The organism is Bariatricus sp. SGI.154, assembly GCF_050313795.1.
Lineage (GTDB): Bacteria > Bacillota > Clostridia > Lachnospirales > Lachnospiraceae > CAMBRQ01.
This window is the reverse complement of sequence record NZ_JBNPMC010000002.1, coordinates 135,115-151,954: the sequence shown is the minus strand read 5'-3', so window position 1 is coordinate 151,954 and position 16,840 is coordinate 135,115. Positions and strand designations below refer to the sequence as shown.

The 16,840-nt window shown below is 44.3% G+C and carries 17 protein-coding genes; all 17 read right to left on the bottom strand.

Annotated elements, in window-relative coordinates; genetic code table 11:
- Positions 1–55: 55 nt before the first annotated feature.
- Entirely contained in the window at positions 56–1,435 is a 1,380-nt protein-coding gene (rlmD, locus tag ACQRBN_RS02640) for a 23S rRNA (uracil(1939)-C(5))-methyltransferase RlmD (RefSeq protein ID WP_427737388.1), read from the bottom strand.
- A gap of 191 nt (positions 1,436–1,626) precedes the next feature.
- Positions 1,627–2,556, bottom strand: a complete 930-nt coding sequence (locus tag ACQRBN_RS02635; RefSeq protein ID WP_427737387.1) for an NYN domain-containing protein — start codon at positions 2,554–2,556, stop codon at positions 1,627–1,629.
- Between the two features lie 227 nt (positions 2,557–2,783).
- A complete protein-coding gene (locus ACQRBN_RS02630) occupies positions 2,784–3,026 on the bottom strand; it encodes a DUF4366 domain-containing protein (protein WP_427737386.1) in 243 nt (80 codons plus the stop codon).
- Positions 3,027–3,139: 113 nt separating this feature from the next.
- Entirely contained in the window at positions 3,140–5,380 is a 2,241-nt protein-coding gene (pcrA, locus tag ACQRBN_RS02625) for a DNA helicase PcrA (RefSeq protein WP_427737385.1), read from the bottom strand.
- 5 nt (positions 5,381–5,385) lie between these two features.
- Positions 5,386–5,787, bottom strand: coding sequence for a DUF3783 domain-containing protein (locus ACQRBN_RS02620; protein WP_427737384.1), 402 nt, complete (start codon positions 5,785–5,787; stop codon positions 5,386–5,388).
- Positions 5,788–5,872: 85 nt separating this feature from the next.
- Positions 5,873–6,412, bottom strand: a complete 540-nt coding sequence (gene mobB / locus ACQRBN_RS02615) for a molybdopterin-guanine dinucleotide biosynthesis protein B (RefSeq protein ID WP_427737383.1) — start codon at positions 6,410–6,412, stop codon at positions 5,873–5,875.
- A gap of 89 nt (positions 6,413–6,501) precedes the next feature.
- Positions 6,502–7,701, bottom strand: coding sequence for a molybdopterin molybdotransferase MoeA (locus tag ACQRBN_RS02610; RefSeq protein ID WP_427737382.1), 1,200 nt, complete (start codon positions 7,699–7,701; stop codon positions 6,502–6,504).
- Positions 7,695–8,315, bottom strand: coding sequence for a molybdenum cofactor guanylyltransferase (mobA, locus tag ACQRBN_RS02605; protein ID WP_427737381.1), 621 nt, complete (start codon positions 8,313–8,315; stop codon positions 7,695–7,697). The genes ACQRBN_RS02610 and mobA overlap by 7 nt, the downstream gene beginning before the upstream one ends.
- Before the next feature lie 236 nt (positions 8,316–8,551).
- Positions 8,552–9,550 (bottom strand): aminoglycoside phosphotransferase family protein, encoded by a 999-nt coding sequence (locus ACQRBN_RS02600; RefSeq protein ID WP_427737380.1) that lies wholly within the window; start codon positions 9,548–9,550, stop codon positions 8,552–8,554.
- Between the two features lie 27 nt (positions 9,551–9,577).
- Positions 9,578–10,921: a TIGR04283 family arsenosugar biosynthesis glycosyltransferase gene (locus ACQRBN_RS02595; RefSeq protein ID WP_427737379.1), complete on the bottom strand. Its 1,344-nt coding sequence runs from the start codon at positions 10,919–10,921 to the stop codon at positions 9,578–9,580.
- 55 nt (positions 10,922–10,976) lie between these two features.
- Positions 10,977–11,987, bottom strand: a complete 1,011-nt coding sequence (locus ACQRBN_RS02590; protein WP_427737378.1) for a heterodisulfide reductase-related iron-sulfur binding cluster — start codon at positions 11,985–11,987, stop codon at positions 10,977–10,979.
- Entirely contained in the window at positions 11,974–12,663 is a 690-nt protein-coding gene (locus ACQRBN_RS02585; protein WP_427737377.1) for a TVP38/TMEM64 family protein, read from the bottom strand. The genes ACQRBN_RS02590 and ACQRBN_RS02585 overlap by 14 nt, the downstream gene beginning before the upstream one ends.
- On the bottom strand, positions 12,653–13,078 hold the full coding sequence (locus ACQRBN_RS02580; protein WP_427737376.1) for a hypothetical protein: 426 nt from the start codon (positions 13,076–13,078) through the stop codon (positions 12,653–12,655). Before ACQRBN_RS02580 ends, ACQRBN_RS02585 begins: the two co-directional genes overlap by 11 nt.
- Positions 13,079–13,149: 71 nt before the next feature.
- A complete protein-coding gene (locus tag ACQRBN_RS02575) occupies positions 13,150–14,259 on the bottom strand; it encodes a sulfurtransferase (RefSeq protein ID WP_427737375.1) in 1,110 nt (369 codons plus the stop codon).
- Between the two features lie 209 nt (positions 14,260–14,468).
- Positions 14,469–15,137, bottom strand: a complete 669-nt coding sequence (locus ACQRBN_RS02570; protein WP_427737374.1) for an HAD family hydrolase — start codon at positions 15,135–15,137, stop codon at positions 14,469–14,471.
- Between the two features lies 1 nt (position 15,138).
- Positions 15,139–15,612: a 6,7-dimethyl-8-ribityllumazine synthase gene (gene ribH / locus ACQRBN_RS02565; protein WP_427737373.1), complete on the bottom strand. Its 474-nt coding sequence runs from the start codon at positions 15,610–15,612 to the stop codon at positions 15,139–15,141.
- A gap of 16 nt (positions 15,613–15,628) precedes the next feature.
- Entirely contained in the window at positions 15,629–16,840 is a 1,212-nt protein-coding gene (locus tag ACQRBN_RS02560; RefSeq protein ID WP_427737372.1) for a bifunctional 3,4-dihydroxy-2-butanone-4-phosphate synthase/GTP cyclohydrolase II, read from the bottom strand.

Below are 16,840 nucleotides of genomic sequence, written 5' to 3'. Positions count from 1 at the left end.
ATATGTTTCCACAGACCACAACATCTTGTACTTTTTACATATTTTCTCGCATCTATTATGCAAGATTTTGTGTCAGCAGACAGACTGTTTCGACATGCACCGTCCCCGGAAAGAGATCCACGCACCCCATCCGTTCCACACGATACCCTCTCCCCTGCAGCATCTCCAGATCCCTTGCCAGGCTGGTAGGCTTACAAGCAATATACACCATCTTCTCCACACCAAAATTCGTAATCTTCTCCAATGCCTTCGGATGTACCCCATCCCTCGGCGGATCCAGCACGATCAGATCTGGCACTTCGCCCAGTTCATCAATCACTTTAAGCACATCCCCTGACCAGAAAGTACAATTCGACAACCCATTTAATTGGGCATTCTCTCTCGCTGCTTCCACGGCCTCTTCCACGATCTCCACGCCCACGACTTTCTTCGCAACCGGTGCCAGAATCTGTGCAATGGTTCCCGTACCGCTGTAGAGGTCGAAGATTACCTTATCCTTCGTCTCGCCAATATACTCTCTTGCCGTCTCATACAACACTTCCGCTCCCAGAGAATTGGTCTGGAAGAAAGAAAATGGCGTAATCTTGAACCGAAGCCCCAGAAGTTCCTCATAGAAATAATCCTGTCCATACAGGATATCTGTTCCTTCATCTTTCACCACATCTGCCACACTATCATTATGTGTATGCAGTATTCCGGCTATCTTTCCGTCAAGTTCCAATGCCAGAAGTCTCCTGGTCCATTGTTCTCCATGAAAATCTGCCGAAAAGTCATACTCCGTCGTTGTCACCAGATCAATCAATATCTCCCCCGTCTTTACTGCTTTTCTCACCAACAAGTGGCGGAAGAATCCATTATGGCGCATTCTATGATAATATGAAAGTCCTGTCTCTTTGGCATATTCCAAAGTGCATGACAGCACTTTTCGATAATCCTCATCTACAATCCGGCATTCCGATACATTCACAATATCATGGAAACTTCCACGCTTATGCATCCCAAGTGCCAGTGGACCATCCTTATATTCATCTCCAAAAGAAAATTCCATCTTATTCCGGTATCCGTTTTTCACCGGGCTTGGCTTTACACCTTCCCACACATACTCTCCGTCAACCGCCTCATCCATCATAGCCTTGATCTGACGCTCTTTCATCCGAATCTGCTCTTCATAAGGCAGATTCTGGTAAGCACATCCCCCACACTGTCCGAAATGAGGACATGCCGGTTCTGTCTCTAGCGGTGATGGTTCCAGAACCTCCAGCAATTTCCCCTCTGCCTTGCCCTTTCGGATCTTATTTACTGACAGACGCACTTTCTGCCCCGGGACTCCATTTTTCACAATTACATATTTATCTTCTTCAGGTAGGAATACCTTTCCTTTATTCGGGAAATCCACTGACTCAATGATTCCCTCGTATACCTTCCCCTTTTTCATACCGTTTATTTCCTCGTATACTATCTTTTAGGTACTAAGATATATACTTTTCCTTTCTCCAGACTCTTATACTCATTCGAGCATCCCGTAATACATGCCTTCGGCTGGCGGGCTTTGCCCGATAAGGTATATTATTATCTTCTAAATATACTGCTTTTCACATCTGTTTCCTACATCGGCTTTTCTCATGCCTAATTCCGGCATCTCGCCTTCAATATCGTCCCATCCTGCTCAACTTCTATCTCCTCAATACTTTTCACATACTGATTAAACTGAGCATATCCATAATCACTAATCTTAAAATCCTTATATTTCTCATAAACCTTATTTCCCAAAGTACTAAGTTCCACTCCGTGCCTTCCCGCTTTCTTCACCAGATAAAGCACATACCTGTCGATATCTTCTTTCATTCCCCAGTCTTCTTTCAGCGCAACCGACACGATATTGCCATGTTTCACCAACTGAATTCTTGAAAATTCCTCCAGGAATTTCGACAGCATATTATATCCATAACTTCGAACATCGAAATCAGGATACAGGCTGACCAGGCGGCTTCCCACTTCTCCAAGCCCTGTCGCCTTATTGCTGTCCTGATTCTCAATCACCATCTTAATAATCGCATCTTCAATCTTCTCTTTACTTAACTTATCGCGGGATTCTTCATTCTTGGTTCTTCCCGGATCCTGCTCATTCAACAGGTTCTCAAGAATCGTGAATTTATCACACGCTTTTCGGAATGGTTCTGGCGTCTTATTCTCTCCCATGCCAATGACCATCTTCCCACTCTCTCGAATCCTGCTTACCAATCGGGTAAAATCACTGTCACTGGACACGATACAGAATCCATCCACATCGTTGCCATACAGGATATCCATCGCATCTATGATCATCGCTGAATCCGTCGCATTCTTTCCTTGTGTATAACTAAACTGCTGGATTGGTGTAATTGAATTCGTCAGCAGTTCATCTTTCCAACTGGAATGCTGAGTACTTGTCCAGTCTCCATAGATTCTCTTATATGTGATAACTCCATACTTGGATAACTCCGTTAGTATGGGTTTTATATACTTTGCAGATACATTATCCGCATCAATCAATAACGCATAACACTGTTCGTCCATCTTCCTATCCCTTCTATTTTCTCTATTCATCAAAACCCAAACTACCTACAGGACCTGCCACCGGCAACTCCCTTCAGATACTTTGGAATCCAAAAACATACTACCAAAAAAGCAGGTAAGATGCCTTTTCCTACATCAGATAGGCTTCCAACCTGCTTTTTCTATTCCGTATTCAACCGCGTATTCCCTCATACGCGAAGCCGCATATCCAACTATGCTGCCAACACCTATACCTGATCATCTTCATTGAAGAAGTCATCATCGAAATCATCTTCAAAATCTTCTTCAAAGTCTTCCAGATAATCCGGTGTAAAGAAACAATATACAGCGTAAGCAATTGCTGCAACAGCTGCAACAGCTCCGATAATAGCAAGTACCCACAGAACAGTCTTACTTGTCTTATCCTCTTCCTTCTTGCTCATTAACTCGCTTAACTTTGTTGCTGCAATAATATCTTCTACTTTATTCATGCTCTCACGTCCTTTCTCAAGCTTTTATAGCAAGTTCAACTATTGACCTTATTATAACACTATCATTTTGAGATTACTACACATTTATCTTAAAATATGCAAAATTTATCCGCCTATATCTTCTGTAATCTGGCAAATGTCGCGAACATTTTCTTAGTTCCCGGACCGTCAAAATCTACCGTAACCTCATAATCTCGTCCGCCCTCCGTCATTGCAGTTACCGTACCTTCTCCGAACTTCACATGACGCACCCTGTCGCCAACCGTATATCCAGGTCCATCTCCGCCAGGTGTCCCAAACTGTCTTACCGGTTTCGGTGTCGCGAATGCTTTTGTCTTGAAAGCCTGCTTCGCCTGTTGATAAGCAGTCTGCCTTGGAGCCGTTTCTTTCTCTTCACTAATCTTAGAAAATACTGCTCCTGTAGACAACAGTTCCATCGGGATCTCTTTTAAGAAACGTGACATCTTGTTATACTGTGTCTCTCCCCGAATCATCCGACGTTTCGCGCAAGTCAGAGTAAGTTCCTTCTCTGCCCTGGTAATCCCCACATAACAGAGCCTTCTCTCCTCTTCCACTTCTTCCGGGTCATCCGAAGTAATCGTCATATAACTTGGGAAGATTCCATCTTCCATCCCAACCAGATATACATGCGGGAATTCCAGTCCCTTCGCACTATGCAATGTCATTAATACCACATAATCATTGCTTTCATCCAGACTATCGATATCTGCCACCAGAGCGACCTCCTCCAGGAATCCACTTAAAGAGGCTGGCTCATTCATCTCTTCACAGGTCTCTTCATAGGCTACAATCTTACTGATCAACTCATCAATATTCTCAATTCTCGCTTCCGCCTCTTCACTATCTTCTTCTTTCAGGCTCTCAATATATCCTGTCTCTTCGATAATCTCCTGCATCAGATCCGAGAGGCTTACCTCTGCCGCATCCATTTTAAAATGCTCAATCAGCGCTACAAAAGATTCTAATCTGGATGCTCCCCTTCCGATATTCGGGATCAGATCCACCGCCTGCAATGCTTCATAGAATCCTATCTCATGCTGCGCTGCATACTCCTGGACACGGTTAATACTCGTAAGCCCGATTCCTCTCTTCGGTACATTGACGATTCTGCGTACTGCAAGATCATCACGCCCATTATCCACCGTTTTCAGATAACACAGCAGATCTTTGATCTCTCGTCTGGCATAGAAGTTGATACCGCCCACAATCTTATATGGAATATTCGCCGTTACGAATTTCTCCTCAAACATACGTGACTGTGCGTTGGTCCGATACAGAATCGCATTGTCATTATATGTACACTCTCCCTGATTCACATGCTGGCGGATATCATCTACGATATACTCCGCTTCATCATATGCAGAATCAAACTGCCGGAATTCCAGTTTATTTCCGTCTCCATTCGCCGTCCAGAGTGTCTTGTCTTTTCTTCCGATATTGTTGCGAATCACCGCATTGGCGGCATTCAGGATATTACTGGTAGAACGGTAATTCTGCTCCAGTTTGATCACCTTCGCATCCTCGAATACCTGCTCAAAATTCAGGATATTCTTAATATTGGCTCCGCGGAATTTGTAGATGGACTGGTCATCATCACCTACCACGCAGAGATTACGGTACTTAGATGACAGCAGCCGAATCAACTCGAACTGCACAGTGTTCGTATCCTGATACTCATCCACCATAATATAACGGAAACGCTCCTGATAATATTCCAGCACATCTGCCTGCGTCTGGAACAACTGTACCGTTTTCACCAGAAGGTCATCAAAGTCCAAAGCATTGTTGGCTTTCAACTGCTTTTCATATTCCTCATATACCTCTGCGATTCTCTTCTTACTATAATCTCCCTCTGCCCGAAGCCGGAATTCTTCCGGTGTGACAAGTTCATCCTTCGCATGGGAAATTGCGCTTAAAAGCGATCTCTCCTTAAATATCTTCGTATCAACCTGTAATAATTTACATACATCCTTCATCAGCGTCTTCTGGTCATCACTGTCATAGATTGTAAAATTATTATCATACCCCAGCAAATCAATATGTCTTCTTAAGATTCTGACACAGGTGGAGTGAAATGTGCTCACCCAGATACTCTCTGAGCCAAATCCAACCAACTTGTCCACACGTTCCCGCATCTCGCCTGCTGCCTTATTGGTAAATGTAATCGCCAGGATATTCCACGGATTGATTCCCACTTCTTCGATCAGATAGGCAATTCTGTGAGTCAATACTCTTGTCTTGCCTGATCCTGCCCCTGCAAGAATCAGAAGCGGTCCCTCCGTATGAAGCACCGCTTCCTTCTGTTGTTCATTTAACGTATCGTATATGCTCAATCTTCTTATTTCCTTTCCTTATCTTCCTTTTTGTTCTTTTCACTCATGTACTTGTGTTCTTCTAATATCTCATCATGAAGTGCCAGTGAAGTCCAGGTGCTGTTGGTCGGTGTTATCATCGCTTTTAATCCCACCTGCACCTTCTCCTTCCTCATCAGAAATAGTGCCTTATCCAGTATCTCTTCCGTCTCTGCATTCATCACAAGCATCTCTTCTGTGAATGCCGCGCCTTCGTATTCTCCCACATTCGATTCGGTCTTGTCAATCCCCGCCATAATCCCGATGGGTATCAGATACTCTGATGGTTCCACATGGCGTACTTTATATCCAAGAAAACCGAAGATCATGCCTATCTTCTTTCCTTTCTTCGTACCTTTTAAGTTATAACATAATACGGTAGATCTCATAACCGCAATTACCTCCACTCCAAAACTATGTTACCATTATAGTTTTTTTGCAGGCAGAGCGCAAGGACAATTCTAATCGAAAACTTCACGACAATTTTCGCAACGACTTGCCAGATAAAATCAACTCCACCATCACATCAATCTCCTCAAACCCAACAACTCTCTCCGTATACTCCTCTGCTCTCCGATCCGTCACGATCAAGAATCTTCCCTCTGGATTCGATGCCGGTCTCTCCGATATCCCTTCCCGGATCACTTCAATCTTCGGATACCTGCTGTCTTTCAATCCTTCAATGAATATAATATCAGCCTCCGGGAACATCAGAATCAACTCCTCTTCCCGTTCTTTCGTTCCTTCTTTATGCACGAAGATGCGATGGTTTGAAAATACTGCTGTTCCATAAGCCCCCGCCTCTTTCAACCGGTAACTATCCGTGCCGGAAATATCACATGCGAAGTCATGTCCATCATGCTTAATCACCGCAGCCTTTAGCCCTCTTTTGGATACTTCTCTGACCAGCCTTTCAAGAAGTGTAGTTTTGCCAGAATCCTTCACTCCACATACTACGATAATTTTCTGTTGCTTTTCCTTCTTCCCGATGTTCATGTAATCTTCTGCCTCCATTCCTCTGTCACTTCTTCATCACTTCATATGAAGATTCTTGTTCTTTTACACAAAGTTCCTGAGTATACTTATCTTCAGGAATCCACATATTAAATCAGCACTACACACACCTGATCTCCCTGATCTACGCTCTGAGTCCCCGCAGGTATCTCAATCAGACAATTACATCCGCACATAGAACTTAAGATTCCCGAATCATTAGAGCCATCCGCAACCCTAACTCTTCCATCCGCATAATGTGCACGGACATATCTGTCTACCCTGCTTGCTTTCGGATATTCATTCTCCGCAATCGCCTGTACTCTCTGTAACCGAAGATCTTCTCTTCCTGCCATCTCGGCAAGCACCGGACGTACCAGCAGTTCCATATTCGCTGTTGCACCATAAGGATTTCCAGACAGACAGACCAGAAGTTTTCCCTGATACTCTCCGCATAGCGTCGGCATCCCCGGCTTCATAGCCACTTTCCAGAATACCTTCTCACTTGGAAGGAGTTTTAACACGTCATGCATGATATCCTTCTTACCGACAGAGACACCGCCAGTTGTAACGATAATATCCGCATCACCTATCACTTCTTCAATTCTTTTCGCAACCTGTTCCGGGACATCTGCCGCTTTTTCTTTGCACACAATATCCATTCCCCAGGAAAACAACTGGCTTCCCAGCGTATACAGATTGGAATCATAGATTTTCCCGTCTGTCAAGGGTTCTCCCGGCAGTACTACTTCATCTCCGGTTGTGATAAGCGCCACTTTAGGTCTTCGATATACAGATACGCGTTCTAATCCAAGGCTTGCAAGCACTCCGATCTCCACAGCACCCAGCACGATTCCTTTCTTAAGCAATAAAGCACCCTTCTTATAGTCCTCCCCTTCAAAGCAATAATTCTCATACGGTTTCAGATTGATACATACGGAGACTGTCTCCTCCCCATAGTCCGTATCTTCCTGTCCAACGACACAGTCCGCCCCTTCCGGAATTGGCGCTCCGGTCATAATACGTACCGCCTGCCCTGCCTCAACCTGTTTCCTCGTCATATGTCCGGCAGTCACTTCATCAATCACCTGAAGCCGGACCGGATAGTTCTCATCTGCTCCTTTGATATCCACACTTCTGACCGCATAGCCGTCCAATGGCGACCTTGGAAACGGCGGCTGATTTCTCTGCGCAATGATATCTTCAGCAAGCACCCTTTTTCGTGCATCCCACAGGGAGACTTCTTCTATCTCTGTAATCCTCTTTACTCTGTCCAACAATAACTTCGTCGCATCTTGTAACGTTAACATTCTTCCCTCTCCTCCTTCTGACACTCCAATTGCTCATATTCCGATATGGTATTAATATTCTGGAGCATTCGCCGTATCCTTTGATTCTCCGATACATCGATGTACAGAATCTCCTGTCTCTTCAGGGCTTCTGTCATGCGATAGTTCCGATTCCGTATCTGCTCTTCTAAAGTTTCCGCCATATTCTTCCTGTAGATCGCCGCTAACGGATGTATTCTGCCATCCGTTACTGGTACAACTCCCGCATAACTATTTACAGTCTCCCTCGCTTCATTATCAGATTGTCTCAATGCCTCTCTTAAGAAATGATACAATTCTATCTTAAGAAACGGCATATCACATGCCGCTACCATTACCCATTCACTCCGGCACTGGCATAATCCAGCATGAATTCCCCCGATGGAACCACAATCAGGATATTCATCCATTACAATCCGGCATCCGGCATATTCCTTGTGAATATCCTGACCATAAGAGATCCAGATGCTATCTGTTTCTTTATGGAACTCCCGGATAATCTCCTCCATAAATGTGGAATCCTGATACACAAGGTTCCCCTTATGCCGTCCACCCATCCGGGTGCTTTTTCCTCCAGCTAATATTAAACCATCCATCTATATTCTAACTCCTATTCTGCAGCATTTCTTCGATACTTCTTCATAAATACAAAACAATCCCTTGTGAACATACAGAACCCGCCACTGGCAGTTCCCTTCAGATACTTTTACAACAAAAACAGCAGAAAGACACAAGGTCCTCCTACTGCATCTTCTTCCTCTATTATACATAACTTTCTCTAATATGTAATACCACATTTTCGTAAGATTGTGCCACCCTCGCATATGATATATTACATTACTAACGCATCCAGGAACTCATCACTTAGATATGCCTCCAATTTCCTATACGTAGATTCATTAAAGATCAATTTGTCCGGCTGCTGGTACTGTACCCATGCCATCGCACACCAGGTAACTCCTCTTAAGCAGGTAATCGGTATGTAGATATGGATTCTATCTCTTAATCCTTCCGTATCAAACCTTCCATCCACCGCCCGGATATAGGTATCGATAAACGCATCCATCTCTTCTCTTGCCAGTATTACATCCGTCTTCCAGAACGTTGTCGTCGGTGCAAGGAAATGCCCGATATCCTGCGCCGGGTCTCCATACAAAGGCTTCTCCCAGTCAATCAGATAATTCGGTCCACCCTTGCCATTAATCAGGAAATTCGTGGAATTCAATTCTGTATTAATGCAGCAATGATAGGTATCTTCCACCGGGATCTTCTGAATCATCTCCCATCCGGCATCTAACATCCTTCGAATCTTTGCTTTTGTCTCTTCTCTTCCAAGCGAAGATTCCATATATGTTTTCACCATCTCCTCGCATTCTTCTAAGACCGCCTTCAATGGATTCTCAGGACAGAAAAGCCCGGATGGACCATCCAATTTTACACTATGGATATCAGCAAGGCAGGCTGCTGCATAATCAAGATCTGTCCGATAATCAAGGACATTTCCAGGAAGGAATTCCATCACCATCACTCCATGATCTAAAAGTTCCAAACTTCCATCCACATACAATGCCTTCGGTGTCCTTCCGGAATCCTCCAACAATTTCAGTGCATGGTATTCATACCCGATCTGGTTCTCCAGATGCATCTGGCTTCCACAGTTTACCCGAAGCAGCAGCCTCTGTCCACTGACCGGATGGGTGAAGAGATAATTTATGTTATATTCTCCCTGCGCCAGCATACGGTATTCTTCTGATACTTCGCGCGGAAGCCCTAATGCCTCCCGGTATTTTTGATTCTTAACGTATTTTTGCAGTCCTGCGATTCTATCCATTTAATTCTTTCCTCCTGTATCCTACGATCATCTTACATCCCGATACATCTGTGCAATTCTTTCTATTGCTACTCCATCCCGATACATTTTCCTCATTCTGTTCATCTTCCACATCATTTGAAGTTTTGAAACGGTCCCTTTAGGAAAACGCCTATCAGACGTATAGATCCGATGCTTTGCAATTCCCAGTTTGATTCCCTTCTCCTTAAGTATTAAGGAAAACTGGTAATCTTCCATAATCGGAAGTTCCGGAAACATTCCTGCTTCAAAGAACAACTCCCGGTCAATAAAAATCCCCTGATCTCCAAACATAACTTTCCGGTCTTTAATCCGATGATTCGAGATCACACGACAGGTCCACATAAAGAAATTCCAAGAATGAAATGCGATACCAAAACATCCAGCCCGATAATCCTTCATCACATACCTGATCTCGGACAGAAACCTCTCAGGCAATTCGCTGTCGCAATGAAGGAAGAACAGAATATCTCCATGGCTTTCCTGCGCCCCAAGGTTCATCTGGCTCGCTCTGCCTTTTTTCGAGTTTAACACACGGAATCCCGGTTCTATTAACTCAAGCGTCTGATCCGAACTTCCGCCATCTACGAACAGAATCTCACACTGACTCTGATAAGGTCTCAACTGCTCCTGCATCTTTACAATGGTTTTCTCTTCATTATAGATTGGCACAATTACCGAGATACGGCTGGTCCGCATAAGATATCTTCCGGTCTCTGTCTTTTGCAGACGAAGATTCTTTCGCATACGCTCTCGATACCCTCGCAGATCTTCACGGGTATCCATATCCTGCAATTGCTCAATACACCCTACTTTGAACTTCTGATCCTTTAATCTTCTAATTGTATTTTCCAAAACATTTCCGCTTCCATAAGTCTGTTTCTCGAATACTTCTTTGTAAGGCTTTTTCATCCCAACAAGATAATATCCACCGTCCACAGTTGGACCAAAGACTACGTCGTTAGCAACTTTCTCCATCCCCAACACGGCAAATGCCTCGTTCAAATGCTTTGTTTGAATCTCCGGCACATCTGTTCCGATCAACACACAAGCATCATACCCCTTTCGCAATACAGATTCAATTGCATGGTACATCCGCTCTCCAAGTCCTTCTCCTTCTTGCGGAAAATAAACCGCCTCTTCGCCCAGCAGGGGATAGAGAAGCCCTTCCTTTCCTTCTGGCGTATAGCAGATGAACAGATCCGCCCCCGTCTCCGTACACGCATTCTTAACATCTTTCAGGAAACAACTATGCAGATGAACACACTGTCTGGCACTTAAGTATGGCATCATCCTTGTCTTTGTCTGTCCCGGTAAAGGAACTCTAGTAAATACAATCACTGCTTTTTTCATTCCGAATCCTTCTATCAAACTTTTTTAATATCTCTTTTAATCCTTGTTTTGCTCCTTACCACAACTTTGTCTTCATTCTGTTCAGCATGGATCCGCCCGTATCCGGCTTCTCATGAATGCCTAATATCTCGGACAACACATGCTGCACATTCTTACAGCCATTTCTGGCAAGATTACCAGAACAAGAACCGCAATAGGTATATACTACCTGATTTTCCGTCATCTCTTTCGCCAACTTTTCAGCCATTCCTCTGGCAAGTTCAGGCTCTTTCACTCCTGCACAACCGCCAAGCCCACAGCACTGTACACTCTGAAGCACCGTACATTCCTCTCTAAAAAAAGGACGAATCTCTTCCAGCCACTTATGTTTCTCGCGGTCCGGACAAGGCATAAAGACAGAAGCATCTCCCGGAATCTGGCTTCCCAGTCCCAGGTCTTTCAGTTTCTCGTAAATGCTTGCCACACGGACAGACAATCTAGGTTTTAGGAAATGATAACAGTTCGGACACATGGTAACTAATTCTGTAATCCCATACTTTTTCAGCCGTTCCTCTATTCCATGAATAATTTTCTCTTCTTGCGCTGTCATCCCTAATTCCGCAACCGGCTTGCCACAACAGTCATATACAACCCCCATGCCTGCTTTATTCCTCATCAGTTCCACCAGTTTCTTCGTAGTCTTCGGATAAAATGACGGGAAATTACATCCTGGAAATAAGGCACTCTTCCCGGCAGCATTCCGATAATTCCGAAACAAATAATCCTTCTTCTCCATTAGAAGCATTCCATATCCTTTTTCTCCCGGCTGTCCATTATTATCTCTAGAGTGTTCTCTTCTGATATTCAGAATCTCTTCCCTTCCATCAATTCCAACCGGACACACCTCGGTACATCTGCCGCACAAGAAGCAATGATATGCCAGTTCCTCCAACCGCTTGCGGTCTCCAATATCAAGCTTATATTTGCTTAGGAAATCACAGTTCTTCTGACAGATATGACAGTGTACGCATTCCGATGCATTCGTTTTTCTTTTTCCCAGCCTCTCATCCTGCCTATTCTTTCCCATCTTCCAGCGTTCCTTTCTGCACATATCTCTTCTTTAAAAATGCTCCGATCCCCATCACTGCGATTGCAAGCACAATTGCAATCCCAATATACAGAATCCGATTCTCCTTATCTGCAAGTCCTGCCGTTCCCACCGTATATATGGCAGTTCCAGGCAACATAAAAAACAGAGAACAGATGGAATAGGTACTGAACCTGATATCAGTAATCCCATACGCAAAGTTCTGAAGATTATAAGGAAATAATGGAACCAGACGCGTAATCATAAGTACGAAGATCTCGTTGGTTCCGCTCTCATCAAAGAGCCATTTCTTCAGATACTTATTCTTCATGACCATAGGCTTCACACTATCTTTTAAGAAGAAACGTCCGGCAAGAAATGCGAACATAGCACCTATGGTCGTTGCAAGAGAGCAGAATACCGTTCCAAGCACCGGACCGAACAAAAGTCCGGCAATGATTGCAAACGTCACACCGGGAAGTGCCAATACTACACATCCAACCGCCGTCAGCACCATATAGATCGCCGCTGCCAGCATCAGATTCTCCTGAACCATCTCCTCTAAGAACCTTAAGTTATCCATATCACTCAGATAAGAAGACCATCCAAATATATAATTCAAAACCAGAATCAATACAATGATTCCGATGAATATCCATAGTTTTTTATTTTTCATCTTTACACATCCATATTGCAATGCTATTTCTAATTACTAGCATCAATGAGGCTGCTCCGATCATCGGCAGCACCAGATAATAAGAGCGAATACTCTCAACATTCACAAACAACGTAAATCCAAGATATACAACTGTGACAATTATCATTACTACAGCCATCACTGCATCTAACTTTCCTAGCTTAGTTCTTTTCTTCATATAACCTACGACAACTAGAATGACTAGTATTAAAACCAAGATTACTGCTACATATTTTAACATATCTACAGGCATTGCCTTCTGAACCTTCATCCGTTGATGATTTACCCAGCGAAGCATTCCCAACTTTCTCTTGGTAAAATACTGAATCACATATGCTCCAACCAGAAATGCCACTGCCAACAAATCCAACACTCCGAATAAAACCTTCTTCATCTTACCTCCATAGCCAGTAAACGCCACTACCCTAAGGCAGCAGCGTTTATTTAAGCCTCTATTCTTCGATTCTAGTCTTCTGCAGCCATACCGGTCGGAAGTTCTCCTACAGTTGTATGCTCGCAATCATCGCTTGCAGGATCACCAACCTGTACCGGATAATCATCATGCATCAGCCACTCATACCATCCGCCATCGTAAACAGAGATATCATCATATCCATTCTCATAGAGTACAAGGAATGGAACAGTTGCTCTCCAGCCTGTACCACAGTAGAAGGAAAGATGGTTATCTAATGTAAAGTCACAGTCAGCCCATACTTCTTTAAGACCTGCCAGATCCTTAACAGTTCCATCTTCATTTGTAAAGTCTGCTACGTCAAATGCTGTCTGTGCACCTTTCCCCCATACAGCACCTTCTGGCTCACCAGCTTTGTCCATATAGTTATATCCGCTGGTCTCACCTAACCACTCAGCCTCGCTACGGATGCTGACAAGTTTAAAGTTATCATCATTCGCAAGTCTGTCTTTTGCATCTTCAATAGATACCCAATACTCTGGATGCGCTGGTACAGTTGTTCCAAAGTCCTCTGCTGCTTCACGCTCATTAGCCTCTGTCTCAAGGTCGTATCCAGCCTCGTTCCATGCATCAATACCTCCATTGAGAATCTTAACATCCTCAACACCTGCCCAGATATATGCGTAAGCCACACGACCTACACCAGCAGGGTCCTGACCATACAGGATAACCTTAGTATCTTTAGTAATTCCGTGAGAAAGCAGATTCGCTTCTACCTCTTCTGCAGCAAGCAGATTATATGCTCCTTCTTCAGAACCGGTAGCATCCTCTACTTCCGTATCACCTACGTGAATCGCTCCCGGAAGATGTCCTTCATTATAATCCGGGCTGGAATCTACATCATCATAAGAAACTTCGCAGATAACGTAATTCTCGTATCCTTCCTGATTACCATCAATTACACTTTTTACCCACTCTGGTGATACATAGACAGTTCTCTGGTCTACAGCCTCAGCCTCTACCGGCTCTTCTTCTGCTGCATCTTCTTTGGTAGTCTCTTCCTTGGTGTCCGCCTCTTTTTCATCAGATGAAGAACCACATCCTACTGCCAGAGACATTACCATTACTGTACATAACAGCATGCTTAATACTTTCTTCTTCATGGTTTTCTCCCTTGCTTAAAATATAGTTTATTTGCTGCTGTTCCCATTGCCGCAAACCGACATTTATAGACAATTCCTATAAATCATCCATTGATGCTTACGAACAAGAATTCTGCAACACGGATAGTATAGCAATTATCCCTTACAATTTCAATAAGTTAGTCATATGCAATATTTTACATTTTAATAGTTTTTTTCTATAAACAATTTCATTGTTCGACATTTTCTATAGTTCTTATCAGTGCTATGATTTTCTCCACCGAATCTGCTATATAATCCGCTTCATCCAACTCTCCGCATTGCCCGAATCCGTAGTCACATCCAATAAACAAACCTCCGCATGCCCTGGCACATTCCAGGTCTCCCTTTCTGTCTCCAATCACAATATAAGGTCCTGGAAATTCCTCCTGTATATGCTTGACAATCTCCGTCTTAGGCGCGAATCCATAAGATTCACAATCATAGAATCTGGCAAACCACCGCTGCATATCGAACTCTTTCCAGTTTGTCTCACGATACGCCACTTTACAATTACTCAAGATAATCATCTTATGACCGTTTTCTTTCAGTGCATCCAGCATCTTCTCTGCACCAGAATACCAGACAGCCTGACCATCAGCAATCCTCCTTGTCATGCCTGATCCTACCATAGCACTTGCCTGATCTTTTATCTCCTGCGGCAGTTCCGGCAGAAATGCATTCCACATCTCTTTACTGTTCATCCCAAGCCAGCCGGCAATCGTCTCTGAAGCAATCTCCTGCCTCTTTGTATAGCCTTCCCTGACCAGCCAGTCATACGCCTGACGAAAAGCCGGCTCATAGATCCGCAAGGTATCATGTATGGTTCCGTCATAATCGAATATTAATATATGCCGCATCTTACATCTGTCCCATCAGATTCACCATCTCAATCGCAGACAGCGCACAGTCATACCCCTTATTGCCAGCCTTACTTCCTGCTCGCGCGATCGCCTGCTCAATATTCTCCGTCGTCACCACGCCAAACAGTACCGGAACACCTGTTGCCAGCCCAACCTGCGCAACACCTTTGGACACCTCATTACATACATAATCATAATGAGATGTATCACCACGGATCACCGCTCCAACGCAGATGACCGCATCGTATTTCCCTGACTGAGCCATCTTAGAAGCCACAACCGGAATTTCGAACGCCCCCGGCACCCACGCCGCAGTAATATGATCCTCTTCCACTCCATGTCTCACCAGTCCGTCAACCGCACCGCCTAACAACTTATTCACAATGATCTCATTAAACCGGGATGCCACAATCCCAACCTTCATCCCCTCCGGTGCAACAACCTTTCCTTCCAATACATGAATTTCTCTCATCTTTCTTATCCTCCTGTTATAATTCTATTTTATGAAAGATGTGTCCCATCTTTTCTTGCTTTGTTCTCATATATACTACATCGTATTTCTGCGGCGCAATCTCAATCGGCACACGCTCCTTAATCTCCAGCCCGAAATCACTCAGTCCATACACCTTCTCCGGATTATTGGTCAGAAGTCTTAATGACTTTACCCCAAGATCTCTAAGAATCTGCGCTCCAACCCAATACTCCCGAAGATCCGGCGCGAATCCCAGCCTGATATTCGCCTCCACAGTATCCATTCCCTGTTCCTGGAGTTCATATGCCTTCAACTTGTTAATCAGCCCGATTCCTCTGCCTTCCTGCCGCATATACAGGACAATCCCTCTTCCCTCTTCCTCAATCTGGCGCATCGCCTCCTGTAACTGCTTGCCACAGTCACATCTCATGGACCCAAATGTATCTCCGGTTAAGCACTCCGAATGCACCCGGCAAAGCACATCTTCTCCGTCTCCAATCTCTCCTTTAACCAGTGCCACATGGTGCTCTCCCGTGATATCATTCACATATCCGTAAATCTGGAAATGTCCGTATTGCGTCGGCATATCGGCACATGCCTCCTGCACCACATGCTTTTCATGAATCCTACAGTAATCCTGAAGATCTTTGATCGTAATGAACTTTAAGTTATACTTCTTCGCCAGTTTCCACAGATTCGGTGTCCGCATCATGGTGCCGTCATCCTCCATAATCTCACAGCACACTCCACACTCTTTTAGTCCGGCCAGACGCATAAGATCTGTCGTTGCTTCCGTATGGCCATTTCGAACCAGAACACCGCCCCTTCTTGATATTAACGGAAATACATGTCCCGGTCTTCTTAGATCCTGCGGCCGTGTCGCCTCATCCACACATTTCATCATCGTATAGGAACGCTCTGCCGCTGAGATTCCTGTCGTTGTATCCACATGATCAATGGATACCGTAAATGCCGTACAGTGGTTATCCGTATTCTCAGATACCATCGGCGGCAGTCCAAGCCTTACCGCAACCTCCGCACTCATTGGCGTGCAGATTAGCCCTTTTGCATGGCTTGCCATGAAGTTGATATTCTCCTGCGTTGCAAACTCAGCCGCACAGATCATATCTCCCTCATTCTCACGGTCCGGATCATCCGTCACCAAGATGATCTTTCCCGCTCTTAGATCTTCCAGTGCTTCTTCCACAGTGTTATACTGTTCTGTCAT

Excerpts from the sequence above, each read along its gene's own strand:
- ACQRBN_RS02585 (WP_427737377.1), bottom strand. The coding sequence starts at position 12,663 with ATGAAAAATAAAAAACTATGGATATTCATCGGAATCATTGTATTGATT.
- ACQRBN_RS02560 (WP_427737372.1), bottom strand. The coding sequence starts at position 16,840 with ATGACAGAACAGTATAACACTGTGGAAGAAGCACTGGAAGATCTAAGA.
- ACQRBN_RS02610 (WP_427737382.1), bottom strand. The coding sequence starts at position 7,701 with ATGTTAACGTTACAAGATGCGACGAAGTTATTGTTGGACAGAGTAAAG.
- ACQRBN_RS02600 (WP_427737380.1), bottom strand. The coding sequence starts at position 9,550 with ATGGATAGAATCGCAGGACTGCAAAAATACGTTAAGAATCAAAAATAC.
- ACQRBN_RS02635 (WP_427737387.1), bottom strand. The coding sequence starts at position 2,556 with ATGGACGAACAGTGTTATGCGTTATTGATTGATGCGGATAATGTATCT.
- ACQRBN_RS02620 (WP_427737384.1), bottom strand. The coding sequence starts at position 5,787 with ATGAGATCTACCGTATTATGTTATAACTTAAAAGGTACGAAGAAAGGA.
- rlmD (WP_427737388.1), bottom strand. The coding sequence starts at position 1,435 with ATGAAAAAGGGGAAGGTATACGAGGGAATCATTGAGTCAGTGGATTTC.
- mobB (WP_427737383.1), bottom strand. The coding sequence starts at position 6,412 with ATGGAGGCAGAAGATTACATGAACATCGGGAAGAAGGAAAAGCAACAG.
- ribH (WP_427737373.1), bottom strand. The coding sequence starts at position 15,612 with ATGAGAGAAATTCATGTATTGGAAGGAAAGGTTGTTGCACCGGAGGGG.
- ACQRBN_RS02630 (WP_427737386.1), bottom strand. The coding sequence starts at position 3,026 with ATGAATAAAGTAGAAGATATTATTGCAGCAACAAAGTTAAGCGAGTTA.
- mobA (WP_427737381.1), bottom strand. The coding sequence starts at position 8,315 with ATGGATGGTTTAATATTAGCTGGAGGAAAAAGCACCCGGATGGGTGGA.
- ACQRBN_RS02595 (WP_427737379.1), bottom strand. The coding sequence starts at position 10,921 with ATGAAAAAAGCAGTGATTGTATTTACTAGAGTTCCTTTACCGGGACAG.
- ACQRBN_RS02590 (WP_427737378.1), bottom strand. The coding sequence starts at position 11,987 with ATGGGAAAGAATAGGCAGGATGAGAGGCTGGGAAAAAGAAAAACGAAT.
- ACQRBN_RS02570 (WP_427737374.1), bottom strand. The coding sequence starts at position 15,137 with ATGCGGCATATATTAATATTCGATTATGACGGAACCATACATGATACC.
- ACQRBN_RS02580 (WP_427737376.1), bottom strand. The coding sequence starts at position 13,078 with ATGAAGAAGGTTTTATTCGGAGTGTTGGATTTGTTGGCAGTGGCATTT.
- ACQRBN_RS02575 (WP_427737375.1), bottom strand. The coding sequence starts at position 14,259 with ATGAAGAAGAAAGTATTAAGCATGCTGTTATGTACAGTAATGGTAATG.